The sequence below is a fragment of the Blautia sp. AM29-29 genome (assembly GCF_003480555.1).
GTDB classification, from domain to species: domain Bacteria; phylum Bacillota; class Clostridia; order Lachnospirales; family Lachnospiraceae; genus Fusicatenibacter; species Fusicatenibacter saccharivorans.
In genome coordinates, this window is the sequence record NZ_QUJD01000003.1 from 36297 (window position 1) to 62485 (window position 26189).

General features: G+C 48.9%; 17 protein-coding genes. 4 read left to right on the forward strand and 13 right to left on the reverse strand.

Translation table 11 applies throughout. From position 1 onward, the window contains the following. Positions 1-4: 4 nt before the first annotated feature. Both DW769_RS02960 and DW769_RS02965 read right to left on the reverse strand, forming a co-directional pair. Positions 5-1576, reverse strand: a complete 1572-nt coding sequence (locus DW769_RS02960; protein WP_022461047.1) for an ABC transporter permease — start codon at positions 1574-1576, stop codon at positions 5-7. Between the two features lie 119 nt (positions 1577-1695). Beyond that, the gene (locus DW769_RS02965; protein WP_118719145.1) at positions 1696-3909 is read right to left on the reverse strand and encodes an ABC transporter substrate-binding protein; all 2214 of its coding nucleotides are present in this window, start codon (positions 3907-3909) and stop codon (positions 1696-1698) included. Between the two features lie 676 nt (positions 3910-4585). On the opposite strand from DW769_RS02965, the gene cysS reads away from it, so the two are divergent. Beyond that, on the forward strand, positions 4586-6034 hold the full coding sequence (cysS, locus tag DW769_RS02970) for a cysteine--tRNA ligase (protein WP_118749945.1): 1449 nt from the start codon (positions 4586-4588) through the stop codon (positions 6032-6034). Between the two features lie 282 nt (positions 6035-6316). On the opposite strand, the gene DW769_RS02975 is transcribed toward cysS, so the two are convergent. The 7 genes from DW769_RS02975 to tgt form a co-directional block, all read right to left on the reverse strand. Next, positions 6317-7480 (reverse strand): phosphoglycerate dehydrogenase, encoded by a 1164-nt coding sequence (locus DW769_RS02975; protein ID WP_117814389.1) that lies wholly within the window; start codon positions 7478-7480, stop codon positions 6317-6319. Continuing rightward, positions 7480-8562, reverse strand: a complete 1083-nt coding sequence (serC, locus tag DW769_RS02980) for a 3-phosphoserine/phosphohydroxythreonine transaminase (protein ID WP_117804398.1) — start codon at positions 8560-8562, stop codon at positions 7480-7482. The genes DW769_RS02975 and serC overlap by 1 nt, the downstream gene beginning before the upstream one ends. A gap of 183 nt (positions 8563-8745) precedes the next feature. Beyond that, the gene (gene ilvB / locus DW769_RS02985) at positions 8746-10434 is read right to left on the reverse strand and encodes a biosynthetic-type acetolactate synthase large subunit (protein WP_118749946.1); all 1689 of its coding nucleotides are present in this window, start codon (positions 10432-10434) and stop codon (positions 8746-8748) included. Positions 10435-10529: 95 nt separating this feature from the next. Further along, a complete protein-coding gene (ilvD, locus tag DW769_RS02990) occupies positions 10530-12191 on the reverse strand; it encodes a dihydroxy-acid dehydratase (RefSeq protein WP_117801682.1) in 1662 nt (553 codons plus the stop codon). Positions 12192-12221: 30 nt separating this feature from the next. Then, positions 12222-13307 carry a 3-isopropylmalate dehydrogenase gene (leuB, locus tag DW769_RS02995; RefSeq protein ID WP_117801683.1) on the reverse strand — a complete coding sequence of 362 codons (1086 nt, stop codon included), beginning with the start codon at positions 13305-13307 and terminating at the stop codon, positions 12222-12224. 283 nt (positions 13308-13590) lie between these two features. After that, complete coding sequence (gene yajC / locus DW769_RS03005; RefSeq protein WP_117509198.1) at positions 13591-13935, reverse strand: preprotein translocase subunit YajC; 345 nt, start codon at positions 13933-13935, stop codon at positions 13591-13593. A gap of 123 nt (positions 13936-14058) precedes the next feature. Continuing rightward, positions 14059-15195, reverse strand: coding sequence for a tRNA guanosine(34) transglycosylase Tgt (gene tgt, locus DW769_RS03010; protein ID WP_117509419.1), 1137 nt, complete (start codon positions 15193-15195; stop codon positions 14059-14061). Positions 15196-15453: 258 nt separating this feature from the next. Between tgt and DW769_RS03015 the strand changes: the two genes are divergently transcribed. Further along, on the forward strand, positions 15454-19707 hold the full coding sequence (locus DW769_RS03015) for a 2-hydroxyacyl-CoA dehydratase (RefSeq protein WP_118749947.1): 4254 nt from the start codon (positions 15454-15456) through the stop codon (positions 19705-19707). A 229-nt stretch (positions 19708-19936) separates the two neighbouring features. On the opposite strand, the gene DW769_RS03020 is transcribed toward DW769_RS03015, so the two are convergent. The 4 genes from DW769_RS03020 to hisH are packed head-to-tail and all read right to left on the reverse strand — an operon-like array spanning position 19937 to position 23651. Continuing rightward, positions 19937-21562 carry a putative polysaccharide biosynthesis protein gene (locus DW769_RS03020; RefSeq protein WP_117804393.1) on the reverse strand — a complete coding sequence of 542 codons (1626 nt, stop codon included), beginning with the start codon at positions 21560-21562 and terminating at the stop codon, positions 19937-19939. Further along, a complete protein-coding gene (locus DW769_RS03025) occupies positions 21555-22250 on the reverse strand; it encodes a uracil-DNA glycosylase (RefSeq protein WP_055219339.1) in 696 nt (231 codons plus the stop codon). The genes DW769_RS03020 and DW769_RS03025 overlap by 8 nt, the downstream gene beginning before the upstream one ends. A gap of 18 nt (positions 22251-22268) precedes the next feature. Then, complete coding sequence (hisF, locus tag DW769_RS03030) at positions 22269-23030, reverse strand: imidazole glycerol phosphate synthase subunit HisF (protein ID WP_117804392.1); 762 nt, start codon at positions 23028-23030, stop codon at positions 22269-22271. Positions 23031-23033: 3 nt separating this feature from the next. Continuing rightward, positions 23034-23651 carry an imidazole glycerol phosphate synthase subunit HisH gene (gene hisH, locus DW769_RS03035; RefSeq protein WP_117804391.1) on the reverse strand — a complete coding sequence of 206 codons (618 nt, stop codon included), beginning with the start codon at positions 23649-23651 and terminating at the stop codon, positions 23034-23036. Positions 23652-23929: 278 nt separating this feature from the next. Between hisH and DW769_RS03040 the strand changes: the two genes are divergently transcribed. After that, positions 23930-24409, forward strand: a complete 480-nt coding sequence (locus DW769_RS03040) for a COG2426 family protein (protein WP_055265411.1) — start codon at positions 23930-23932, stop codon at positions 24407-24409. Between the two features lie 322 nt (positions 24410-24731). Beyond that, positions 24732-26171: a putative DNA modification/repair radical SAM protein gene (locus DW769_RS03045; RefSeq protein WP_118749948.1), complete on the forward strand. Its 1440-nt coding sequence runs from the start codon at positions 24732-24734 to the stop codon at positions 26169-26171. Positions 26172-26189: the final 18 nt, after the last annotated feature.

Below are 26189 nucleotides of genomic sequence, written 5' to 3' on the forward strand. Positions count from 1 at the left end.
GTCCCTACCTGTCTTTCGTTGAGAATGAGATTCGCGGATCCACCATGGACATCAAAACGTCGCCCAGGATGATGGAAATCACGGAGAGCACTGCGTAGAACAGTGTAACACCTACGATAACACCATTATCATATTTGCTGATTGCTTCGGTCAGCAGATTACCGGCACCAGGTACTACGTACACACGCTCGGTGATGATGGCTCCGGTCAGTGCGAACAGTACGCTCGCCGGAACACCCTGTACGATCGGAATCGCTGCGTTCTTCAAAATGTGTTTCGTAAAGATTTCTCCCTCTGTCAGTCCACCGGATCTTGCGAATTTTACGTAATCGGAGTTCATCTGGTCGATCATGTATCGACGCAGCCATTTCATCAGGTTTGCCACCTGCGGCAGTGCCAGAGAAACGATCGGCAGAATATACATCAGCTTGCTCTTCGAATCCATGTCAAAGGTGGTTGGCAGACCCATTTTTCCTCCGATTGCCTTAAACAGGAAGATATAGGCCAGTGAAGGTACTGCTATAATGAATACAATATAGATGGTTCCAAGCTGGTCAACCAGTTTGTCTTTCTTTCTCGCCATCAGAATGCCAAGCGGCACTGCGATGAGATAGGAAAGAATCACGGCAATGATACCGATCACAAAGGAATAGCCGATTTTTGATTTACCACTCTTAACTGTATCCACGTTGGTATAGTCATCTGTGAACCGATCGGAATGAACAGCGCTTGCATCCTGAGATTCGCTCATATACGTTGCGCTGTGCAGATCGTCTGCACTGTATTCCACCAGACCGCTTGGGTAGGTAATCTCCGATTTTACGTAGGATCCCTGCGCGCGGGTCATGGTCAGTGCTACATCCACACCCTCATTTACGGAATAGGACTTTCCTAAATTTATGGTGATTATATTCTGATGGAAATATGGGAATTTTGAGTCAAAGTACATCAGGTACTTGTGTGTTGTGCCATTTCCCATGATGGCCGGTGAAAATTTCTTTCCCCCATATACCGGATCGTGTAAGGTAAATGTAATCCCCCTCTTACCTTCTACCTTTGCAGCATCGTGAATGCTGTCGATGTCAATCAAACCGGAAAAATATTTTCCGAGACGTGTTGCAAGCGGAATATCCCTGTATGCAAACAGCTGCTGCTGTCCGCCGTTGGCATATTTTTTCTTACCCATCATGATCGCATCGTATCTTCTTACGGTGTAACCTTTTGCTTTATAATAAGCTGTAAATTCCTTTACATATTCAGATACCAGTTCTGAATCCTGGTCTTTCGTTCTTCCGAATGCTACTGCTTTGGATCTCGTATCCTCGTCAATTTCGCCTTTTGCTTTGAGAGCGTTCAAATAATCTGCATAGGTTACATAATCAAGATATCCGTATGTCTCCCACTTCTGATATTTGTACACCTTTTTCTGGTTATTGCTCTGATGGGAATAGGTGGTATCCTGTGCGAAAATCAGATTTCGGTCCATCAGAGAATAGATCATAGTCATAACGCATCCAACGACGATTACTACGGAAACAAGGCCATGCAACAAACGCTTAAAAAGATATTTTGTCATATTCTCTCATTCCTTAACACAATATGACAGGGGAATGGCTTTTTTTGTCCCCATCCCCCTGCCGGTTTATTCATTGGCTTTCAACTGTTCTGGTCTTTCCAATTTTACCTTTTCCAAAATTAGAAGATACCGAAACATTTGGTCATGTATCCTTCGTAGTCCGGAAGCATGGTATCCAGATAAGAGCACGGATCACCAAAGTCCGGACCCCATCCGGAGACATCATATACGTCGTAGTTTTGTTCATAACCATAGTTTACATAGTATCCTGCATAGTACCATCCATCCAGGTCTACGGCATCAACCAGATTGATCACAACTTTTCCGCCAAGGGCAGCCTCTACTGATTTCTTGTAGGAGTTTGCTTTGTTGGTGTAAACTTCTACTGCAGACGGATATGGATACTCAATCTGGATCGGGTTGCTCTCATCGATGGTGATACCGTCTTCTGCGAGCTCCTCGATTGCGGTATTCAGTTCTTCTACTGCGTTTTCCGGATTGTACCATCCATCAAAACCATCGCTGGTCTTGTTTTCGGCATCCCATACTTTGATCTTCACGCCGTCGGCGTCGATCTGTTTCTGTACGATTTCACCATAGTAGGTGCCTGCCGGGAAGGTTGTGTCGGTTCCGTTGATCTGAATGGTAGTGTCTTTTGACAGGCTTACGAAATATCCCGGGGTAAAGGTATTTCTAAGGGAAGTATACTTCAGATCCTCGCCAACCTGCTGTGCATTGTAAGCGCCACGATCTGCTGCAAAGCTGATCGCTCTTCTGAAGTGAACGTTCTGCAGTGCTTTGTTTGTTCTCTGGATTTCTTCGTCAGACTTTGTACTCTTTGCTGTTGTTCCGTCGTTGGCATTTGCAGTCGCAGTACGGTTGATATTGTAGAATCCCATGAAGGAAGTAGCGTCGGTATCTGAAACTACTGCGTACTGGTCGTACAGACCTTCGGATTTTGCTGTCTCCATAGTGGAGGTGTTCAGGTTTACATAGTCAACGGTACCTGCTTTTGCATCTGTGTACATTTTGGTAACATCAGACTGGTCATTGAACAGCCAGGTCAGGGTTTTAATGTTTACGTTGTCTTTGTTCCAGTAAGAATCGCTCAGTTTAAATACGATGGTATTTTTCGCTGTAGCGTTGGTTACCAGGTACGGTCCGCAGTATGCGATGGAGTTGGAATCTTTTCCGTACTGATAATCTGCTGCGGAAGAATCGTACTCAGCACCGAATTTACCACCCTGGGACTGATAGTAGCTTCTGCTCATCGGCATGAAGATGGTGTAGCCCAGCATGGTCATGAAGTAGCTGCATGGCTCTTCCAGTGTGTACTCTACGGTATAGTCATCAACAGCTTTTACACCAACCTCGTCGAAATCGGTAACTTCACCGCTGATGTACTGGGATACGTTTTTGATCACGCCCTGTACCAGGTATTCCAGACCGCCCTGTGCATCACACATGTGCTGCATTCCGGCCACGAAGTCATCTGCTTTTACAGTATCCACTTCACGTCCCTGGGAATCGGTCCATTTTACATCTTTACGAAGGTGGAAGGTATAGGTCAGTCCGTCATCGGATACTTCATAGGATTCTGCCAGTGCCGGCTGCAGAGTTCCCTCTACATCGTACTCCATCAGTCCGTCATAGGTATTGATGATCGCATCGGTATCTGCCGCACGGGAAGTTGCAAGTCCGTCCCATGTTACCGGATCGCTCGCATACGGCATGGAGAAGCTGTCTTTTAAGGTGTAACCTTTTCCTGCCAGATATTCTTTTACCCAGCTCTCATAGGTTCCTGTTCCTTTAAGCTCATCCCATTTTGCTCTCATTTCGTTGTAATCTTCTGCCTTGATAAAGTCAGTTGTTACAACATACTGATGATAACGGTCTTTATCGCTTCCCCAAAGTGTATAGTCCTTGGTGCGCGGAGCCATTCTGTACATCGCGTACATACCACCTCTTGAGGTGAGCGGGTACATCATGGCGGACTCCATCAGTTTTCCCTCGGCAACTGCCATCAGGGCATATCTCTCATCCACCGTTTCTGCTTCCTTTGCAGTAGCAAGTGCATCGTTGAAATCTCCCAGTGCCTCATTGTAGAGCTCTGTGCTGGTCTCGTCGTATCCTTCCGGCATTTCGGATTCCTCTGCCTCGGCTTCGCTCTCACTGCTTGCAGATGCGCTTGCATCACTTTCGGAAGATGCGCTGCTGCTTACGCTTACACTCTCATCTGCCGGATCAGAACTTCCGCTGCCGGAATTTCCGCAGGCAACCAGGCTTGCAGTCATACTCATAACAAGTAATGCGCTTACAATTTTTCTTTTCATAATTCTTCCTAACTCCTTTCATGGATTCGCGTTGTTTTTGCATCATCCGGACATTTGCCGGAACGGCTTCGCCATTCCACCGTTTTTCATTTTGGCACTTTACCACATTAAAACGAAGAGTACAAAAAGGAGATGCGTCCAACAAGATTTGTTTTCTTCATCCCTCATGCCCGTACATTTGTCCGTTTGTCCAAAAACAACTGCATTCATTATAACCAGAACTCTCTCTGTTTGTCAATATCCGATGCAGGAGAAAAGTGTATAAACTGCATTTAAAGTCATCAAAATCCTCTATTTTCCTCTTTTTGGGTATTGTTCTGATGCCGTTTTTCTATTTTCCTGTATTCTTCGGTTTTATAATAAAAAAAAGATTACACAAATAATTGTTTCTTTCCATTTGCGTTCTGCAGCACTGTCTTTTTATTTCTGAAAAATGTATTTCTTCTTATTAAATGCGTTTTACTTTTTGTCTTCGACAGCCTCCGGACTATTGACAGCAAAAAAAAATCCTGCTAATATTAATTTTAATAAGGAACCAGTGCAGTACACGGAAAACAGGCACCGCACGCGGCGTCTCTGATATCCTTGTCGGATACAGCAGACGCTTTTTTGCTTTCCTGTGTATCATCACTTCTGCATCCGTATCCGCACGAAAAGAAAAAAGGAGACTTCTTTTATGTATCTTTATAATTCTGCAACCCATAAAAAAGCTGAATTCCAGACACACACACCGGGCCGTGTAGAAATGTACACCTGCGGACCTACCGTTTATCATTTTGCGCACATTGGAAACCTGCGCAGTTATATTATGGAGGACGTTCTTGAAAAGGCACTCCGCTATGAAGGCTACAACGTCAACCGTGTCATGAACATTACCGATGTCGGCCATTTAAGCTCCGATGCGGACACCGGTGAGGACAAGATGGTCAAAGGTGCAAAGCGCGAGCACAAAACAGTCATGGAAATCGCACAGTATTACACCGATGCATTCTTTGCGGATTGCAAAAAGCTGAACATCAAGCGCCCGGATGTCGTACAGCCGGCAACGGGATGCATTGACGAATATATCAGAATCATTGAAAAACTGATGGACACCGGCTACGCTTACTTTGCCGGCGGAAATGTTTACTTTGACACCAGCCGTCTCGACCACTACTACGTATTCAACGATCACGACGAGGATGACCTCGCGGTCGGTGTACGTGAGGGCGTAGAGGAAGATACAAACAAACGCAACAAAAATGATTTCGTTCTCTGGTTTACGAAATCCAAATTTGAGAACCAGGCCTTGAAATGGGATTCCCCGTGGGGCGTCGGTTATCCGGGATGGCACATCGAGTGCTCCGGTATCTCCATGAAATACAATGGCGAATACCTTGACCTGCACTGCGGCGGCGTAGACAATGCATTCCCGCACCACACGAACGAGATCGCACAGTCCGAAAGCTATCTTGGCCACGCCTGGTGCCCGCAGTGGTTCCATGTACATCACCTGAATACATCGACTGGAAAGATGTCGAAATCGAAAGGTGAGTTTTTAACCGTTTCTCTTCTTGAGGAAAAAGGTTATGATCCTCTCGTCTACCGTTTCTTCTGCCTCCAGTCTCATTACCGTAAGGCGCTTGTCTTCACCTGGGAAAACCTGGACAACGCCAAAATTGCCTACGACAAGCTGATCGCCCGCATCGCCGCTTTAGACCCGAAAGACGGACCGGCCGAGGAAGCTTCTATGACTGCTTTAAAAGAGAAATTCCAGAAAGCGCTCGATGCCGACCTCAACACCTCGCTTGCCATCACAACGCTGTACGATGTGTTAAAAGCAGACATGCATGATGCTGCAAAGCTGGCGCTTCTCGACAGTTTCGATCAGGTACTCGGTCTTTCCCTTCTCGCTCATGCAGATGCGAAGAGAAAAGAGGCTGCAAAGACAACTTCTGCTTCCACCGCGTCCGGCTATCAGATTACCGGCGAAGGAGATCCGGAAATTGATGCTCTTGTTCTGAAACGATATGAGGCAAAAAAAGCCAAAAACTTTGCAGAAGCAGATAAAATCCGCGATGACCTGAAAGCCCAGGGCATTGAAGTTGCTGATGTACGCGGCGGAGCCGTCTGGAAACGGATCTGATCTGCACGAAAGAGGAACTCTGATTTTCTTCTTCATTTCCTACGAAGGAAACAGGGAATTTCATGTGCTGAAAGCAACAACCGACCAGTATATTACCTGTGAAAACGCGGCTGCACTTTCTATTAAACTTCTTCCAAAGAGAACTGCTCTGATGCGGCAGTTCTCTTTTTTATGCTTTTTCACCTGCTGCTTGCGGCTTCCTTCGGATGCATGGCATCGAAAAAAAGACGGCATCCATTTTCCGGATACCGCCTTTTTTGTTTCTTTCGGATGGCTGTTTCTTTATTTAATAATACGAACCCTTAACACGCCGTCTACTGCTTCCAGCGCTTTTACGATCTCTTCTGTTGCTTCGCTTTCCAGATCCATCATGGTGTAAGCGTAATCGCCTTTACCTTTGTTTGTCATGTCGCTGATGTTGACACCGGCGTTACCCATAACGGTGGTAAATGCACCCAGCATACCAGGAATATTCTTATGGCAGATGGTCACACGGCCTGCTCCTGTGCATACACCCATATCACAGTTCGGGAAGTTGACGGAGTTTTTGACGTTTCCGTTCTCCAGGAAATCACGGATTTCTTTAACTGCCATGACAGCACAGTTATCTTCGGATTCTTTGGTCGATGCTCCAAGATGCGGAGTAACGATGGTTCCCTCTGCGCCGACTACCTTCGGGTTTGCAAAGTCAGTCACATATTTTTTCATTTTTCCGGCCTTTAATGCTTCCAGAACAGCATCCTCATCAACCAGGAGGTCTCTTGCATAGTTCAGAAGAACCACGCCGTCTTTCATCTCATCGATCGCTGCCTTGTTAATCATACCTTTTGTGCTGTCCATCAGCGGAACATGAATGGTGATATAATCGCAGGTACGGTAGATATCTTCCACGTTCTGGATATGATGAATGTCACGGGACAGATTCCATGCCGCATCGACAGAAATGTACGGATCGTATCCGTATACTTCCATGCCAAGATGGGTTGCTGCATTTGCTACAAGCTGACCGATCGCGCCAAGTCCGATGATACCGAGCTTCTTTCCGCTGATCTCACAGCCGGCAAATTTCTTTTTCTGTTTTTCTGCTGTCTTTGCAATGTCGCCGTCTTCTTTGTCGCTCTTCACCCACTCAATACCGCCTGCGATATCGCGGGATGCAAGCAGCATGCCGGCAAGCACCAGCTCTTTGACGCCATTTGCATTGGCTCCCGGTGTGTTGAATACAACGATACCCTGCTCTGCGCAGTCGGCAAGCGGAATGTTGTTGACACCGGCTCCTGCTCTTGCTACGGCAAGAAGACTTTTCGGCAGCTCCATACCGTGCATGGCTGCACTTCTGACGAGAACCGCATCGGCTCCCTCCAGGCTTTCACTCTGCTGATAGTTTTCATTAAAATTTGCAAGGCCTACGCCTGCAATCGGATTTAAGCAATGATACTGAAACATTAGAGATTTTCCTCCTCGAACTTTTTCATGAAGGCTACGAGTGCTTCTACGCCTTCCTTCGGCATTGCATTGTAGATACTTGCACGCATACCGCCGACGGTACGGTGACCTTTCAGGTTCTCAAGTCCGGCTTCTTTGGACTCTTTGACGAATTTTGCATCCAGATCTGCATTTCCGGTGATAAACGGAACGTTCATCAGAGAACGGTCTTCCGGTACAACGGTTCCTTTGAAGAGCTTGCTCTGATCCAGGAAATCATACAGCAGTTTTGCTTTTTCTTCGTTGCGCTGTTTCATGACTTCCAGTCCGCCCATTTTCTTCAGCCATTTGAACACTTTGCCGCACATGTAGATGCAGTAGCAGTTCGGCGTGTTATACAGAGAGCCGGCATCTGCATGCGTTTTAAATTTCATCATGGTCGGTGTTCCCGGCAGGACATCGTCGGTAATCAGATCGTCACGGACAATGGAGATGACCATTCCGGCAGGTCCGATGTTTTTCTGGACACCGCCGTAGATGATGCCGTAATCGGAGACATTAACAGGTTCGGAGAGGAAACAGGAGGAGACATCTGCCACCAGGGTTTTGCCCTTGGTATTCGGCAGTTTTTTGTATTTGGTTCCGTAAATGGTGTTGTTTTCACAGATATAAACATAATCGGCATCCGGGCTGATCGGAAGATCGCTGCAGTCCGGGATGTAGGAAAATGTTTTATCCTCAGAGGAGGCAATTTTGTTTGCCTTTCCGTATTTCTGTGCTTCTGCGTATGCTTTCTTTGCCCACTGGCCTGTTACGATGTAATCTGCGACACCGTTTTTCATCAGGTTCATCGGGATCATGGAAAACTGCAGCGATGCACCGCCCTGGAGAAACAGGACTTTGTAATTTGACGGGATTCCCATCAGATCGCGAAGGTCTGCTTCTGCCTCATCGATAATATTCTGGAATACTTTGGAACGGTGGCTCATCTCCATGACGGACATGCCGCATCCGCGGTAATCCAGCATTTCCTCCTGGGCTTCTTTCAACACTTCCTCTGGCAGAACTGCCGGTCCTGCGGAAAAATTATAAACTCTGCTCATTTTTCATCCTCCTGTTTCTCTTGCTACTTTATATTACTGGAAAACCACCGTTCCTATGCCGGTGGTTTTCCTTGTAATCGTTTGTACCTGTATTGCAGTTTTTCTTACAAGTCTGCAATTCATATGGTAATACGGTATTACTTTACCACGTTGAAACTATGATACCTCTTTGTTAGAAATATGTCAATTCTTTTCTTGTTCCTTTTTTGCCAGATCCTCTGCATCGAAGACATCCTCGATCGGTGCTCCGGCCGGAACCATCGGGAATACTTTTTCATCGCAGTCGATCCATATGTCGATCAGTGCCGGTTTTCCGCTCGCAATCGCCTCACGGATGGCAGGTCCCATTTCCTCTTTCTTCGTCACACGGATGCCCTTTACGCCGAGCGCCTCAGCAACCTTGACAAAGTCCGCCTGATCCTGCAGAACAGTGTTGGAATACCGTTTTCCATAGAACAGTGTCTGCCACTGGCGTACCATACCGAGTACATGGTTGTTGACAACGACTTCGATCACCGGAATGTTATGTCTCGAAAGGGTTGCCAGTTCGTTCATATTCATGCGGAAGCAGCCGTCGCCTGCGATGTTGATAACGGTTTTGTCCGGGCGTCCCATTTTGGCACCCATGGCAGCTCCAAGACCGAATCCCATGGTTCCAAGACCGCCGGAGGTTAAAAGGGTTCTCGGGCTCGTATACCGATAATACTGCGCCGCCCACATCTGATGCTGTCCGACATCGGTCGTGATGACAGCCTGGCCGTCGGTTGCCTTATAGATCTCCTCGATCACGAACGGTCCGGTAAGGCCTTCTTCATGCTTTAACGGGAATTTTTCTTTCATTGCCTCGATTTCGGCAATCCACTCGTCATGATGCATCGGCTCCAGCTTCGCATTCAGGCGTTTTAAGACTTCTTTGACGTCTCCGATGATGCTCGACTCGACAACAACATTCTTGTTGATTTCTGCCGCATCTACATCGATCTGAACGATTTTTGCATTGTTTGCAAATTTTGCGGCGTTTCCGGTGACACGATCGGAAAATCTTGCACCGAGCACGATCAGCAGGTCGCACTTCGTCACGCCATAGTTCGATGTTTTTGTTCCGTGCATACCGAGCATGCCGGTGTACAGCTTATCGGTTCCCGGGAAAGCGCCTTTTCCCATCAGGGTATCGCAGACCGGCGCCTGTATATGGTGTGCCAGTTCACGCACTTCCTCGGCCGCACCTGAGATGATGCTGCCGCCGCCCACGAAAATATACGGTTTTTTCGACTCCCGAATCAGAGATACAACGTGATCCAGTCCTTCTTCTGTGATTTTTTCGATAGACGGTGCGATTGCTTCCGGTGTCTTTGGCTCATATTCATACGTTGCCGCCGTGACATCTTTCGTGATATCCACCAGAACCGGGCCCGGTCTTCCGCTCTTTGCAATCGAAAACGCACGGCGCAGCGTGTCTGCGAGAACCGTGATATCTTTTACAATCACGCTGTATTTTGTGATCGGCATCGCAACGCCTGCAATGTCAATCTCCTGAAAGCTGTCTTTTCCAAGCAGTGCCTTTCCTACGTTGCAGGTGATGGCTACCATCGGGGTGGAATCCATGTAGGCAGTTGCAATTCCAGTGACAAGATTTGTCGCACCAGGGCCGCTTGTTGCCATACATACGCCTGTTTTTCCGGTCGCACGCGCATACCCGTCTGCCGCATGGGCAGCACCCTGCTCGTGGGAGGTCAGGATGTGGTGGATTTCCGGATGACGGTAAAGCTCATCATAGATATTCAAAATCGTTCCCCCCGGATAGCCGAACACGGTGTCCACGCCCTGCTCCTTCAGGCACTCAATAACAATCTGTGATCCAGTTAATTCCATGTCTGTATGATTCCTTCCTTATCTTTTGGCTTTGTGTATGAAATCAGCCATCCGATGAAAATGCACGTTCGGACGGCTGATATGATTTTTTTCTATTAGAACTCCAGAATGGCTCCCTTATTTGCGCTGGAAACCATCTTTGCGTAGCGTTTCAGATAGCCTGTGGTTACTTTCGGCTCTCTCGGAGTCCATGCAGCTTTTCTGCGTGCCAGCTCTTCATCCGATACGGCAAGCTCCAGCTTGTGCTCTGGAATATTGATGCGGATCAGGTCGCCTTCCTCAACGAGCGCGATCGGACCGCCTTCTGCTGCCTCAGGGCTGACATGACCGATGGATGCACCGCGGGATGCGCCGGAGAAACGGCCGTCTGTAATCAGAGCTACGGAAGAGCCAAGTCCCATACCTGCAATCGCAGAGGTCGGATTCAGCATCTCACGCATACCAGGGCCTCCCTTTGGTCCCTCATAACGGATGACAACAACGTCGCCTGCCACAATCTTGCCGCCGCGGATTGCCTCGATGGCATCCTCCTCACAGTCGAAGACTCTGGCCGGTCCTTCGTGAACCTGCATCTCCGGTACAACGGCAGAACGTTTGACGACTGCGGTATCCGGTGCCAGGTTTCCTTTCAGGACAGCAATACCGCCGGTCTTGCTGTATGGATTTTCTACCGGACGGATGATCTCCGGGTTTTTGTTGACACAGCCTTTGATATTCTCGCCAACGGTCTTTCCGGTTGCGGTCATGCACTCGGTGTGCAGAAGTCCCAGTTTATTCAGCTCGTTCATAACGGCATAAACACCGCCGGCCTCGTTCAGCTCCTCAATGTAGTGGTATCCTGCCGGAGCCAGATGGCAGAGGTTCGGGGTCTTCTCACTGATGGCATTTGCCATCTCCGGATTCAGCTCTACGCCTGCCTCATGCGCGATGGCCGGCAGATGCAGCATACTGTTGGTGGAACATCCAAGTGCCATATCGACGGTCAACGCATTTAAGAATGCTTCTTTTGTCATAATGTCTCTTGGACGGATATTCTGTTTTAACAGCTCCATAACCTGCATACCGGCTCTCTTGGCCAGGCGCAGACGCTCGGAATATACGGCCGGAATCGTTCCGTTTCCTTTCAAGCCCATGCCGAGAACCTCGGTCAGACAGTTCATGCTGTTTGCCGTGTACATACCGGAGCAGGAACCGCAGGTCGGGCATGCATTGCACTCAAAATCATAAACATCTTCCTCTGTCATAGTTCCGGCTGCGTAGGATCCAACCGCCTCGAACATGCTGGAAAGACTTCTCTTCTCACCTTTTACATGGCCGGCAAGCATCGGACCGCCGCTGACAAATACGGTCGGAACATTGACTCTTGCTGCTGCCATCAAAAGGCCAGGTACGTTCTTATCACAGTTCGGGATACATACCAGTGCATCAAACTGGTGAGCCATTGCCATACACTCGGTGGAATCGGCGATCAGGTCACGGGTAACGAGGGAATATTTCATTCCGATGTGGCCCATGGCAATACCGTCACAGACTGCAATGGCCGGGAACACGATCGGTGTTCCGCCTGCCATGGCAACGCCCATTTTTACAGCTTCTGTAATTTTATCCAGGTTCATATGACCCGGTACGATCTCATTGTAGGAGCTTACAATTCCTACGAGCGGTTTTTTCATTTCTTCTTCGGTCAGACCCAGCGCACGCATCAGAGAACGCTGTGGCGCCTGTGCGATTCCTTTTTTTACAGCATCACTTCTCATGATTTTTTCCTCTTTTCTTATCTTACAGTTTTATGCCAGTGCTTTTACCAGCAGATCTCCCATTTCGGATGTAGATACCTGGGTACATCCCTCAGACATAATGTCTACGGTGCGGTATCCGTCTTTTAAAATTTTCTGTACAGCATTTTCGACTGCCTCTGCCTCCTGATCGAGATCCAGGGAATAGCGGAGCATCATGGCTGCGGACAGAACCGTTGCAATCGGGTTTGCGATGTTCTTTCCTGCGATGTCCGGTGCAGAGCCGTGGCTTGGCTCGTACAGACCAAATTTTGTCTCGTTCAGGCTGGCGGAAGAAAGCATTCCGATCGAGCCTGCTACCATACTTGCCTCATCGGAAAGAATATCTCCGAACATGTTCTCGGTCAGAACGACGTCAAACTGGCACGGATTGTGGACGATCTGCATCGCACAGTTGTCGACCAGCATATGCTCTAAGGTAACTTCCGGGTAATCTTTTGCAACATCCTCTACCACGGATCTCCACAGACGGGAGGAATCGAGAACGTTTGCTTTATCTACACTCGTTACTTTTTTCTTTCTCTTCATGGCGATGTCGAATGCACGGATTGCAATGCGGCGGATTTCGGTCTCGCTGTAGGTCAGCGTATCGGTTGCTTTCCGGATGCCGTTTTCTTCTACAGTGCTGCGCTCTCCAAAGTACAGGCCGCCGGTCAGCTCACGCATAATCAGCATGTCGAAGCCCTCGCCGATGATCTCTTCTTTTAACGGGCAGGCATCTTTCAATTCCTGATACAGGTAAGCCGGACGCAGGTTTGCAAACAGACCTAACGATTTCCGGATTTTTAAGAGTCCTGCCTCCGGGCGCTTGTCCGGGCTTAATTTGTACCATGGGGATGTTTTTGCATCTCCTCCGATGGAGCCCATCAGGACAGCGTCGCATTTCTTTGCTTCTTCTATGGTTTCATCTGTCAGCGGCACGCCGTGCACATCAATGGAGGCTCCGCCCAGCAGAAGGTTGGTATATTCAAACTTATGTCCATATTTCTCGCAGACAGCGTCCAGAACTTTTTTTGCTTCCTTTACAATTTCCGGTCCGATTCCGTCACCGTGAATTAATCCAATACGGTATTCCATATCTTTCTCCCTCTTTTCTTCCGGCTGAAAAACCGTTCTATTTTCTCTGCGTCTATAGCATTTCTAAATTATACGCCATTTTTCCAGTAATTTCAACACGAAATTTCTTTGCATCGGACGAAACGCAATAATCTTTTTGCTTTTTTGCCATTTAAAAGAAAAATACGCGGCATTTTTCCCCGTTTTCGCCGTGTTCCGCCGAAGAAGTTTCGGGGGCGAAAAAAACGCAGGCATTCGTTCTTTTTGAATACCTGCGTTTTTCCTGGCTTTTCGCCGTGTGAAATTATTTTTTCTTTTCTGTTTTCTCTTCAACGACTGCTGTCTCCGGTTTTTCAACCTCTGTGATGGCTGTTTTGCGCATCGGGATACGGCAGTTTTTGTTGTTTCCGAACTCTACGATGACATCGTCGTCTGTGATATCGATGACTACGCCGTAGAAACCGCTTGTTGTGATGACTGCATCGCCGACTGCGAGGTCATTCAGCATTGCCTGCAGTTTTTTCTGCTCTTTCTTCTGCGGGCGGATCATTAAGAAATACATCATACCGAACATGATGACCAGCCACATAATTAACATACCAGTGCTCATCACACCGCTGTTTGCTGCTGTTGTTGTTGCTAAAAACATTTTCTTTCCTCCTGTTATTCGAGAGTACATCCCGTTCTTTAGACACACCTATCATAATACACAATCCGGAACCGATGGGCAAGTCTTTTTCGGATATTTTCCAAAGATTTCATACTTTCCCGATTACTTTTTGTCGTATTCCTCAAATCCTGCGAGTTTTGCCCGTTTGTAGGAAGCAAAATTGCCCTCGTCCAGCGCGGTCCGGATTTCTGTCATCATATTGTTATAGAAATACAGGTTGTGCAGAACACAGAGCCGCATGCCGAGCATCTCTTTTGCTTTCAGCAGATGACGGATGTAGGCTCTGCTGTAGTGACGGCACGCCGGGCACTGGCAGCCTTCCTCGATCGGACGCGGATCCAGCTCGTATTTCTGATTGAACAGGTTCATTTTTCCATGGTTTGTGTAAACGTGGCCGTGGCGTCCGTTCCGGCTCGGATATACGCAGTCGAAGAAATCGATGCCGCGCTCTACGCCTTCCAGAATGTTTGCCGGCGTTCCAACGCCCATCAGATACGTCGGTTTGTCTTTCGGCAGGTACGGAACGACTTCGTCGAGAATATGGTACATCTCCTCGTGGCTCTCTCCTACTGCCAGACCGCCGACTGCATAGCCATCGAGATTCATCTCGGAAATCCGTTTTGCATGGTCAATGCGGATATCCTCATAAATCGCACCCTGGTTGATTCCGAACAGAAGCTGATGTTTGTTGATCGTGTCTTCCCGCTGGTTCAGCTCCTGCATCTTATTTTTGCATCGCTGCAGCCATCTCGCCGTGCGGTCGACAGAGTTCTGCACATAACGGCGCTCTGCCACACTCGACGGGCACTCGTCGAAAGCCATCGCGATGGTTGAAGCCAGGTTGGACTGGATCTGCATACTCTCCTCCGGTCCCATAAAGATCTTTCTTCCATCTACGTGCGAGTGGAAATAGACACCCTCCTCCTTGATTTTCCGAAGGCCTGCCAGAGAAAACACCTGGAATCCGCCGGAATCGGTCAGGATCGGTTTGTCCCAGACCATGAATTTGTGGAGTCCGCCCATCTTCTTTACGACTTCATCTCCCGGGCGCACATGGAGGTGATACGTATTGGAAAGTTCTACCTGCGTGCCGATCTGCTGGAGATCTTCGGTGGAAACAGCTCCCTTGATTGCTGCTGCAGTTCCGACATTCATGAATACCGGCGTTTCGATATTGCCGTGCACGGTTTCCATATGGGCGCGCTTCGCTCTTCCTTCCATTTTCAGAATTTTATACATAACGCTTTTCATCCTTTCTCAATGATCCCTGCCTCCTGTTTTCATGCAGGGCATACTATTTCTAGTATACAGGCAAAATCTGTTTTTGACAATGCCTGAATTTTCTTTTTTCTCTCTTTTTTCTTTCCCGCTTTCTCCATTTTTCACAAGGACTTTATACTTTTTTCATAAGACATCGCCTTTTTTCCAATTGTATTTCCTTATTTTTTGTCGTATAATGTGTTGAGATTGTTTCTTATTATAAAAGGAGTTTGATTCATGACTGATAAAAAATATACTCTTGGAATCGACATCGGTTCCACTACTGTTAAAATTGCGATCCTCAACGAAGAGAACCAGCTTCTCTTTGCCGATTACGAGCGCCATTTTGCAAACATCCAGGAAACACTTGCCCATCTGCTCGGGGAAGCCCACGAAAAACTGGGCGAACTGACCCTGCAGCCCGTCATCACCGGTTCCGGCGGACTCGCGCTTGCCAACCATCTTGGCATTCCGTTCACGCAGGAGGTTATCGCAGTTTCCACATCGTTAAAAGCACTGGCTCCGCAGACCGACGTTGCCATCGAGCTCGGCGGCGAGGATGCCAAAATCATCTATTTTGAAGGCGGCAATGTCGAACAGCGTATGAACGGTATCTGCGCCGGCGGTACCGGTTCGTTCATCGACCAGATGGCTTCTCTTCTGCAGACCGATGCAACCGGCCTGAATGAGTATGCGAAACATTACCAGGCCATCTACCCGATCGCTGCCCGCTGCGGTGTATTCGCAAAAACGGATATCCAGCCGCTCATCAACGACGGTGCAACAAAAGAGGATCTTGCCGCTTCTATTTTCCAGGCAGTCGTCAACCAGACCATTTCCGGTCTTGCCTGCGGTAAACCAATCCGCGGCCACGTTGCCTTCCTTGGCGGCCCGCTGCACTTCCTCTCGGAATTAAAGACAGCGTTCGTCCGCACCTTAAAACTGGATGACGAGCACGCGATCGTGCCGGACAACTCTCATCTGTTTGCAGCCATCGGTTCTGCAATGAATGCAGATGGAAAGACCGAGGTTTCTCTTCTCGCGCTGAAAAAACGGCTCGAAGAAAAAGTAGCCATCGATTTTGAGGTTGCCCGTCTCGAACCGCTGTTTAAAGACAAGGAGGAGTACGATGCATTCCTGGCCCGCCAGAGCGTCAACAATGTTGTAACGGCTGATCTTTCCACTTACGAAGGAAACTGCTATCTCGGAATCGATGCCGGTTCCACAACCACAAAAGCCGCGCTCGTTGGTGAGGATGGCGCTCTTCTGTATTCCTTCTACAGCAACAACCACGGAAATCCGCTCGGCACCTCGATCCGCGCGATCCAGGAAATCTACTCCAAACTGCCGGATTCCGCACAGATCGCCTGGTCCTGTTCCACCGGTTACGGCGAAGCACTCATCAAAGCTGCGCTGATGCTGGACGAGGGTGAGGTTGAAACGATTTCTCATTACTATGCCGCAGCATTCTTCGATCCGGAAGTCGACTGTATTCTCGACATCGGCGGTCAGGATATGAAATGTATCAAGATCAAAAACGGCACTGTAGACAGCGTACAGCTCAATGAAGCATGTTCCTCCGGCTGCGGTTCCTTTATCGAAACCTTCGCGCAGTCCCTGAACTACAGTGTACAGGATTTTGCACACGAAGCACTGTTCGCAAAACACCCGATCGATCTTGGTACCCGCTGTACCGTATTTATGAATTCCAAGGTAAAACAGGCGCAGAAAGAAGGCGCATCCGTTGCTGATATTTCTGCCGGACTTGCCTGCTCCGTCATCAAAAACGCATTGTATAAGGTAATTAAAGTTTCCGATGCCACCGAGCTGGGACGCCACATCGTCGTACAGGGCGGTACGTTCTACAACGATGCCGTTCTTCGAAGCTTTGAGCGGATCGCCAACTGCGAAGCCATCCGCCCGGACATCGCCGGCATTATGGGTGCGTTCGGTGCGGCGCTGATCGCAAGAGAGCGCTATTCGGCAGATCAGGAGACTACGATGCTCTCCATCGAAAAGATCAATGAGCTGAAATACTCGACCACGATGGCAAACTGCAAAGGCTGTACGAACAGCTGCCGTCTGACCATCAACAAATTCTCCGGCGGCCGTCAGTACATCAGCGGAAATCGCTGTGAGCGCGGAATCGGAAAAGAGAAAAACAAGGATCATATTCCGAACCTGTTCGAATACAAATACAAACGAATCTTCGGCTACCAGCCGCTGCCGCAGGATGAAGCAATCCGCGGAGAGGTCGGCATTCCGAGAGTCCTCAATATGTTCGAGAACTATCCGTTCTGGTACACCTTCTTCACGCAGCTGAAATACCGCGTGGTACTCTCCCCGACTTCAAGCCGCAAGATTTATGAGCTCGGCATCGAATCGATCCCGAGTGAATCCGAGTGTTACCCGGCGAAACTGGCTCACGGCCATGTGACCTGGCTCTTACGCCACGGCGTAAAATTCATCTTCTATCCGTGTATCCCGTACGAGCGTACCGAGTTCCCGGAGGCCATCAACCACTATAACTGCCCGATCGTTACTTCCTACGCGGAGAACATCAAAAACAACGTGGATGAGCTCCAGGACGACTCCATCACATTCCGCAATCCGTTCCTCGCATTTACGAGTGAAAAGGTTCTCGCCGACGGCCTGGCAAAAGAATTTTCCGGCCTGCCGGAGGATGAGGTCCGCGCCGCTGTCCATGCCGGATGGGAGGAGCTCGCCGCTGCAAGACGTGATATGCAGAAAAAAGGGGAAGAGACGCTGCAGTATATGAAAGAAACCGGCCGCAGAGGTATCGTGCTTGCCGGAAGACCGTACCACATCGATCCGGAAATTCATCATGGTATTCCGGATATGATTAACTCCTACGGTCTGTGCGTTTTAACAGAGGACTCTGTTTCCCATCTTGCACCGCTCGAGCGCCCGCTTCGTGTCAATGACCAGTGGATGTATCACACCCGTCTGTATGCGGCTGCAAACTACGTAAAGACACGCGATGATCTTGACCTGATCCAGCTGAACTCGTTCGGCTGCGGTCTGGATGCCGTTACAACCGATCAGGTTTACGAAATTCTGACCAGAAGCGGTAAAATTTATACCTGCCTGAAGATCGATGAGGTCAACAACCTCGGCGCTGCCAGAATCCGTGTCCGTTCTCTGCTCGCCGCTCTGCGTGCACATGACCGCAAACAGGCGGTACGTGAAATTGTTCCATCCTCGATCCAGAAGCCGGTCTTCACAAAAGAGATGCGCAAAGATTACACGATCCTCTGCCCGCAGATGTCACCGATCCACTTCTCGATTCTGCAGCCTGCATTCAATGCTGCCGGATACCATCTGGAAGTGCTTCCAAATGACAACAAAGAGGCGGTTGATGTCGGCCTGAAATACGTAAATAACGATGCCTGCTATCCGTCTCTGATGGTAGTCGGACAGATTATGCAGGCTCTGCTCTCCGGCAAGTATGACCTGAATAAAGTAGCCGTCATCATGAGCCAGACCGGCGGCGGCTGCCGTGCATCAAACTATATCGGATTTATTCGCCGTGCACTGGAGAAGGCCGATATGACGCAGATTCCGGTCATCTCGATTAACTTAAGCGGTCTGGAAGAAAATCCGGGCTTTAAGATTACACCGGATCTTGCGATTCGTCTCTGCTATGCAGCGGAGTTCGGTGATATCATGATGAAATGTATCTACCGGATGCGTCCTTATGAGCAGAAGAAGGGAACGACAGACCGGATTCACAAAAAATGGGAGAAAATCTGTATTGATTTCATTTCTTCCAAACACCTGAGCCATACCCGGTTTAAACAGATCTGCCGCACGATGATCCGCGACTTTGACCATATTCCGATTACGAACGAGAAAAAACCGCGTGTCGGTATTGTCGGCGAGATTCTGGTTAAGTTCCTTCCGGCGGCCAATAACCATCTGGCGGAGCTTCTCGAAAGCGAAGGCGCCGAGCCGGTTGTGCCGGATCTGATCGATTTCTTCTGCTATTGCTTCTACAATACGAATTTCAAGGTAGAGCACCTTGGATTCAAGAAGAGCTCTTCGATGCTCGGAAATACGGGCATTAAGCTGATCAACTGGCTGCGGAGCGCGGCAGTTGCAGAGTTCAAGAAGAGCGAACACTTTGATCCGCCGGCTGATGTACGGGATCTGGCGAAGTATGCTTCTCCGATTGTTTCCTGCGGTAACCAGACAGGTGAGGGATGGTTCCTGACAGGCGAGATGATGGAGCTGATTCACAGCGACGTTTACAATATCGTCTGCATCCAGCCGTTTGCGTGCCTGCCGAATCATATTGTCGGTAAAGGTGTTATTAAGGCGATCCGCAAGGAGTATCCGAAGGCAAATATCGTGGCCGTTGACTACGATCCAGGCGCTTCGGAGGTGAACCAGCTGAACCGTATTAAGCTGATGCTTTCTACCGCAAATAAGAATCTGAAACAGGAATCTGGCGGAGAGAAAGACGCATAAGAAGTTACATACTGATTTTTCTATTCCGATATTTAAAAAAGCTCCTGTCCGGAAAACAGTTTTTTCTGTTTTCCGGACAGGAGCTTTTTTTACATAACAGGAAATTTCGTTGACATTCCCCGTTATAAGCCCTCCGGGCAGGATCGCACTGCGGCGGCGGGGAATTCTATCGCTAAAGCGGCCCGCCGCAGGCGGAGAATCCCGCAAAGCAGGATTTTCTCTTCTGTTTTCAGCGGTAAATCCGCAGGATGCGGAGAACCTTTACCAGCTTCGTTCCCATCGGCATACGGCGCATTTCTGCTTCCGTCGTACCGGTTACAACCACAAAAGCAATCAGATATACGACGATTGCGATCAGAATTGCGGCCAGCATACTGATCGATGGACGCTTCGTAATGGCGAACAGACCATAATAAACAATCCAGGTTACAACACCCATAATAGCTGCTGCGATCAATGGTTTTACATAGGTATTTTTGAACTCATTGCGGAAATTCAGGTGTTTGCGGATCGAAAGGTTATTCAATACGCACATGCTAAGGGAGAACAGGATTCCTGCAAAGACAACGGCATAAATGTTTGTCTTTGGGAAAACTGCAAGGATCAGCGCCAGGACGACGAGATCCATTCCAAGGGAAATTGCTGCATTGTGCAAGGCTTTCTTCTGCTGCCCGATCGACTGCAGGACACTGTTGGTAATGGTAGACAGTGCAGAAAAGACAACCGATACGGCACCCATCATCAGCAGTTTGCCGGAAAGGCTCGAACTTGACGGGAACAAAACGCCTGTAATCGGGAATGCCAGGACTCCAAGGCCGACGGCAGCCGGAATGGAAATAAACATGGTCAGGCGGATCGTTTCCAGAATTTTGTCGTTTGCCTCGTCAAGGTCACCGGTTGCATAACAGGAAGACACCTCCGGCATCATCGCAGATGCGGATGCACTCGCCATGGCAAGCGGAACATTAATCAGCGTAACGTAATAGTTGGAAAACTCGCCGTATGCAGCGTTCAGCGCTTTCTGGTTTTCGCCGTGCCATCCGAGGATGGTAAAGAACAGATAGTTGTCCAGGTAAGCGTTGCAGTTGTAAATGAATGTCGTGAAAATGACCGGCGTTACCATCAGAAAAAGTACCTGAAAAATTTCACGGTAGGATTCTTCACGGTGACGTGTATCTCTGGCCACCTTTCGCAGAATCGTTTTCCGATTTACCCCGTAAACGATCAGCATAAAGCAAAGGCCTGCCAGGACACCGGCTCCTGTTCCGAGGGTTCCGCCGGCGGCACCGAATTTGGCATGTTCGGTATCGTTTGTCGCGAACTGCTGGATGAAGAACCAGGCGGCGCCAATACTGAATGCGGCGTTGAATACCTGCTCGATGATCTGTGAAATTGAGGTCGGCATCATCGTGCTGTGGGCCTGGAAATAGCCACGCAGAACGCCGAGAACAGCCGAGAAAAAGATCGTCGGCGCCAATACACGCAGGGCGAGGAGTGCATTCTGCTGGTTATACGGCAGAAGGAATTTCCCGCCAAAGAATGCCACCAGTGCAGCAACTCCACCTACGATCACGGCGTAAAGAAGGGCACCGTGGAACACGCGATGTGCATTTCGGTACTCTTTTAATGCCAGACGTTCGGATACGATTTTTGACACTGCCATCGGAATACTATAGGAGGAGATCAGAAGCAGAATCGTATACAGATTACTCGCCGTACTGTAATAGCCAAGTCCCTCATTTCCAATCGTTTCGCCGAGCGGTGACCGGTATAAAAGACCGATCACACGTGAGATAATCGTTGCCGCCATTAAAATAGAAGTATTTCTCAATAATGTATTTTTCTTTTTACTCATGCTTTTGCTCCCGTATTACATTTTCGATCTGCCAGTCAATCGGCGCAAGACCGTTTTCTTCCAGATATTCGTTTGTTCTGGAAAACGGATGGCTGCCGAAAAATCCACGGTATGCAGAGAGCGGACTCGGATGAGCGGACATCAGCACCAGATGCTTTGGATTGTGGATCATCTCTTTTTTCCGCTGCGCCGGACGGCCCCAGAGGATAAAGACCATCGGTCGATCCTGCTCTGCGAGTACCTTGATCGCTGCATCGGTAAACTGTTCCCAGCCGATTTCCTTGTGGGAATTTGCCTGATGCGCACGTACAGTCAGCACCGTGTTCAGCATTAAAACACCCTGCCGTGCCCATTTTTCGAGATATCCGTTGTTCGGGATATAGCATCCCAGATCGTCCTCAAGTTCCTTGTAAATGTTGACCAGGGACGGCGGAATACTTACCTCCGGTTTTACAGAAAAGCAGAGCCCGTGCGCCTGTCCCGGCTCATGGTACGGATCCTGGCCCAGGATGACCACTTTTACCTGCTCGAGCGGGGTAAAGTGGAACGCATTGAAAATATCATCAGCCGGTGGATAAATGGTGTGAGTTTTATACTCCGCACCCACCGTCTGAAACAGTTTTTTATAGTAGTCTTTGGAGAATTCTCCCTTCAGGGCATTTGCCCAGCTTCCGCTAAGAGGCGGCATATCGTTTTCTCCTTCCTTTTACAGGCGGACCGGCACATTACGGCCTGCCAGATATTCTTTGACTTCACGAATTTCCAGTTCTTTGTAGTGGAACAGGGATGCGGCGAGGGCTGCATCGGCTTTTCCTTCGGTTAAGGCATCATAAAAATGCTCCAGCGTTCCTGCGCCGCCGGATGCGATGACCGGGATGCCGACGCTCTCTGCGATCGTTCTTGTCAGCTCGATATCGTATCCCGCCTTTGTTCCGTCGCAGTCCATGCTGGTGAGCAGAATTTCTCCGGCTCCGAGGCTCTCGGCTTTTTTCGCCCACTCGACGGCGTCGATGCCGACATCGATCCGGCCGCCGTTTTTGTAGATATTCCAGCCGCTTCCGTCAGCTCTCTTCTTCGCATCGATCGCAACGACCACGCACTGGCTGCCAAATTTCTGCGCCGCATCGCCAATGAGCTGCGGATTGTTGATCGCGGAGGAATTAATCGAAATTTTATCGGCCCCCTCTCGGAGCAGCATCTTGAAATCGTCCACAGTGCGGATTCCTCCGCCGACAGTGAACGGAATAAAAACGTTTGCCGCTACCTTCCGCACCATATCGACAACGGTTCCTCTCTGGTCGGAGGAGGCTGTGATATCAAGGAACACAACTTCATCGGCTCCTGCCTTGTCGTACGCTTTTGCAATCTCCACCGGGTCTCCGGCATCTTTTAAATCGACGAAATTAACGCCTTTTACGACTCTTCCGTTTTTTACATCCAGGCATGGGATAATTCGTTTTGTAAACATCGCTTAGTCCTCCTCTCCAATTTCCGCAAAGTTTTTCAGAATGGCAAGTCCAAGATCTGAACTCTTTTCCGGGTGGAACTGGCAGGCGAACAGATTTCCTTTTTCCACGGATGCATGGATGTGTGTACTGTACTCTGTCGTTGCTTTTACAATTTCCTCCTCTTCTGCTTTCAGATAGTAGGAATGGACAAAGTAAACATATGATTCCTGTGGGATGCCCTTGAATAATCTTCCTTCCTTCTGTAAATGGAGGGAGTTCCATCCCATGTGTGGAATTTTTAAGCCCTCTTTATCCGGAATCCGGAGAATCTCTCCTTTTAACAATCCAAGTCCTGCGACACCCGGACTCTCTTCGCTGCGTTCAAACAGAACCTGAAGCCCGAGACAGATTCCAAGAAACGGAGTCCCTTTTTCTACGATTTCATGAATAACCGGCACCAGATGATAGCGGTTCAGATTTTCCATCGCATCTCCAAAGCTGCCGACACCCGGCAGAACGACGTGATCTGCGCGTTTTAACACGTCTGGATCCCTGGTCAGTACAACCTCTTTTCCAAGGCTTTGAAAGGCTTTTTCCACGCTTTTTATATTTCCGGCATCATAATCGATCAGTGCAATCATAGGTGGGTCCTCCTCGTTTGTTATTTCAGTCCACGCCCCCTGTCATTGGGGGCATCTCTGCTGTTCTTTTGCAAACAGTACACTTCATTCTAACATACCGTTTTCTAAAATTCAAATTTTGAAAGTTATAAAATTATACAAAAATGCAGAAATTCTTAAGATTTCTTTTACTCCCGCTCCTTTCTTTCTTTTTATACTGGACAAATGGCGGGCATCACGCTACAATAAGAGCGTTGCACTAAGAAACGATAACATTTTGTAAAAAACGAGAGGTGTATATGATTACCAAATATCTGATTGTATTTTTGATTTCCATGGTTCCGCTCATCGAGCTGCGTGGTGCGATTCCGTACGCGGTAGCTTTCCATATTCCGACGCTTCCGGCCTATCTGATCGCCGTCATCGGAAATATGCTTCCGGTTCCGGTTATTTTCCTGTTCGCTCGAAAGGTTCTTGTCTGGGGATGTGATAAAAAGTATATCGGAAAGTTCTTCACCTGGTGTCTGGAAAAAGGCGAAAAAGGCGGGGAAAAACTGAAAGCAAAAGCCGGCCGCGGACTTCCGCTCGCCCTGCTGCTCTTCGTCGGCATCCCGCTCCCGGGAACCGGCGCATGGACCGGCACACTGGCCGCAAGTATCCTCGATATGGACTTTAAGACCAGCGTTCTCGCCATCATGGGCGGTGTTCTCCTTGCAAGCGTCATCATGCTGCTTGCAAGTTCCGGCGTATTCGGGGCAATTGGGGCGCTTTTGGCGTAAACGGCTCTGCTTCCGTTTCAATTCCATAAAATTTGGCTTACAGCCGCACAGATTTGTTTTTCCGATCTGTGCGGCTGTTTTTGTATAACTTTTTTCTAACAGAAATTTTCCCTGCTGTTTCCTGTTCACGTTTTTCCGGATCGAATTCTGTTTCTTTTCTTCCAGTATTTTCTTGTACTATTTTCATTTTTCCTCTTGAACATTCGTTCGATTTGTGTTACACTTCTTTTATCGAACAGTTGTTCTTTTTATAAAATACCTGTTATCTTATTGTTTTACTTTTATTCGTATTCATTTGGACATAGAAAGGAATTTTTCTGCCATGCAGTTATCATCACAAACACTTTCTCTCTCCGAGAAGCTGAATCTTCTCACTGACGCGGCCAAATACGACGTTGCGTGCACTTCCAGCGGTGTGAACCGTGCCGGAAAACAGGGACATCTCGGCAATTCGGTCTCCTGCGGTATCTGCCACAGCTTTTCTTCCGACGGACGCTGTATCTCTCTGTTGAAAATTCTGCAGAGCAACGACTGTATCTACGACTGTAAATACTGCGTCAACCGCGCCGGGAATGACCGGCAGCGCGCCACGTTTACACCGGAGGAGGTCTGTACACTCGTCACGGAATTTTATCGCCGAAACTATATTGAGGGACTCTTTTTAAGTTCCGCCGTCTGCAAAAATCCTGCCCATACGATGGAGCTCATGTACCGCACTCTGCATCTTTTACGTAATCGTTACCGCTTTAACGGCTACATCCACGTCAAAGCTATCCCGGGCGCACCCGCCGAGCTGATCGAAAAGACCGGCTATCTCGCCGACCGCATGAGCGTCAATCTGGAACTCCCGACCGGAGAAGGGCTGCAGAAACTGGCCCCGCAGAAGACACAGAAAGCGATTTTAAAACCCATGCGCCAGATCCAGTCCGGTATTGTAGATTACCGGCTGACCGCAGGGAAAAGCGCTTTTTTAGAGCGTTCCTCGGGAAACCGCTATCTCTCCCACTCCATTTTCGATACACGAAAGCAGATTTCCGCCTCCGCTGCCGATCTGGGCTGGATCTCTTCCTCCTCCGCGCGGTCACTGCCGGAAAAGGAACGCTCTGCTCCCTTCGTTCCTGCCGGCCAGAGCACGCAGATGATCATCGGTGCGACAAAGGAAAACGATTACCAGCTTCTCTCCACCTCACAGCTTCTCTACCAGCAGTATGACCTGAAGCGCGTCTTTTACTCCGCCTACATTCCGGTCAACGAGGATTCCGCCCTGCCCTCACGTGAAACCAAGCCGCCGCTTCTTCGGGAACACCGCCTTTATCAGGCAGACTGGCTGCTCCGCTTCTACGGTTTTCAGGCGGATGAACTGCTCGATGAAGCCCACCCGAACTTTCATGCACAGCTCGACCCGAAATGCGACTGGGCGCTGCGCCATATGGAGCTGTTTCCGGTGGAGATCAACACGGCTGAGTATGCCGACCTTCTGCGCGTTCCCGGCATCGGGCCGAAATCGGCCATGCGGATTGTAAAGAGCCGCAGAAGCTCCCATCTTTCATTTGAGCATCTGAAAAAGATCGGTGTGGTGCTGAAACGCGCCAAATATTTTATCACCTGCGAGGGAAAAATGATGTATCACATGCGGCTGGAACAGCAGTTTCTGTCCCGGCAGCTCACGGGAGAGGAAGCCGCCTCCAACTGGGAGGTTTCCCATCCGGAACAGTATCAGCAGCTTTCTCTGTTTGATGCTGCCGTACCTGGGCATATATAATCCCGGGCGTTCTTCTCA

What these genes read in the sequence shown, in the direction of transcription:
- DW769_RS03025 (WP_055219339.1), bottom strand. Translation starts at nt 22,250, where the DNA reads ATGCCGCCTCTTAGCGGAAGCTGGGCAAATGCCCTGAAGGGAGAATTC.
- DW769_RS03015 (WP_118749947.1), top strand. Translation starts at nt 15,454, where the DNA reads ATGACTGATAAAAAATATACTCTTGGAATCGACATCGGTTCCACTACT.
- DW769_RS02960 (WP_022461047.1), bottom strand. Translation starts at nt 1,576, where the DNA reads ATGACAAAATATCTTTTTAAGCGTTTGTTGCATGGCCTTGTTTCCGTA.
- DW769_RS02975 (WP_117814389.1), bottom strand. Translation starts at nt 7,480, where the DNA reads ATGTTTCAGTATCATTGCTTAAATCCGATTGCAGGCGTAGGCCTTGCA.
- ilvD (WP_117801682.1), bottom strand. Translation starts at nt 12,191, where the DNA reads ATGAGAAGTGATGCTGTAAAAAAAGGAATCGCACAGGCGCCACAGCGT.
- ilvB (WP_118749946.1), bottom strand. Translation starts at nt 10,434, where the DNA reads ATGGAATTAACTGGATCACAGATTGTTATTGAGTGCCTGAAGGAGCAG.
- DW769_RS03020 (WP_117804393.1), bottom strand. Translation starts at nt 21,562, where the DNA reads ATGAGTAAAAAGAAAAATACATTATTGAGAAATACTTCTATTTTAATG.
- yajC (WP_117509198.1), bottom strand. Translation starts at nt 13,935, where the DNA reads ATGTTTTTAGCAACAACAACAGCAGCAAACAGCGGTGTGATGAGCACT.
- tgt (WP_117509419.1), bottom strand. Translation starts at nt 15,195, where the DNA reads ATGTATAAAATTCTGAAAATGGAAGGAAGAGCGAAGCGCGCCCATATG.
- serC (WP_117804398.1), bottom strand. Translation starts at nt 8,562, where the DNA reads ATGAGCAGAGTTTATAATTTTTCCGCAGGACCGGCAGTTCTGCCAGAG.
- hisF (WP_117804392.1), bottom strand. Translation starts at nt 23,030, where the DNA reads ATGTTTACAAAACGAATTATCCCATGCCTGGATGTAAAAAACGGAAGA.
- DW769_RS03040 (WP_055265411.1), top strand. Translation starts at nt 23,930, where the DNA reads ATGATTACCAAATATCTGATTGTATTTTTGATTTCCATGGTTCCGCTC.
- hisH (WP_117804391.1), bottom strand. Translation starts at nt 23,651, where the DNA reads ATGATTGCACTGATCGATTATGATGCCGGAAATATAAAAAGCGTGGAA.
- DW769_RS02965 (WP_118719145.1), bottom strand. Translation starts at nt 3,909, where the DNA reads ATGAAAAGAAAAATTGTAAGCGCATTACTTGTTATGAGTATGACTGCA.
- cysS (WP_118749945.1), top strand. Translation starts at nt 4,586, where the DNA reads ATGTATCTTTATAATTCTGCAACCCATAAAAAAGCTGAATTCCAGACA.
- DW769_RS03045 (WP_118749948.1), top strand. Translation starts at nt 24,732, where the DNA reads ATGCAGTTATCATCACAAACACTTTCTCTCTCCGAGAAGCTGAATCTT.
- leuB (WP_117801683.1), bottom strand. Translation starts at nt 13,307, where the DNA reads ATGGAATACCGTATTGGATTAATTCACGGTGACGGAATCGGACCGGAA.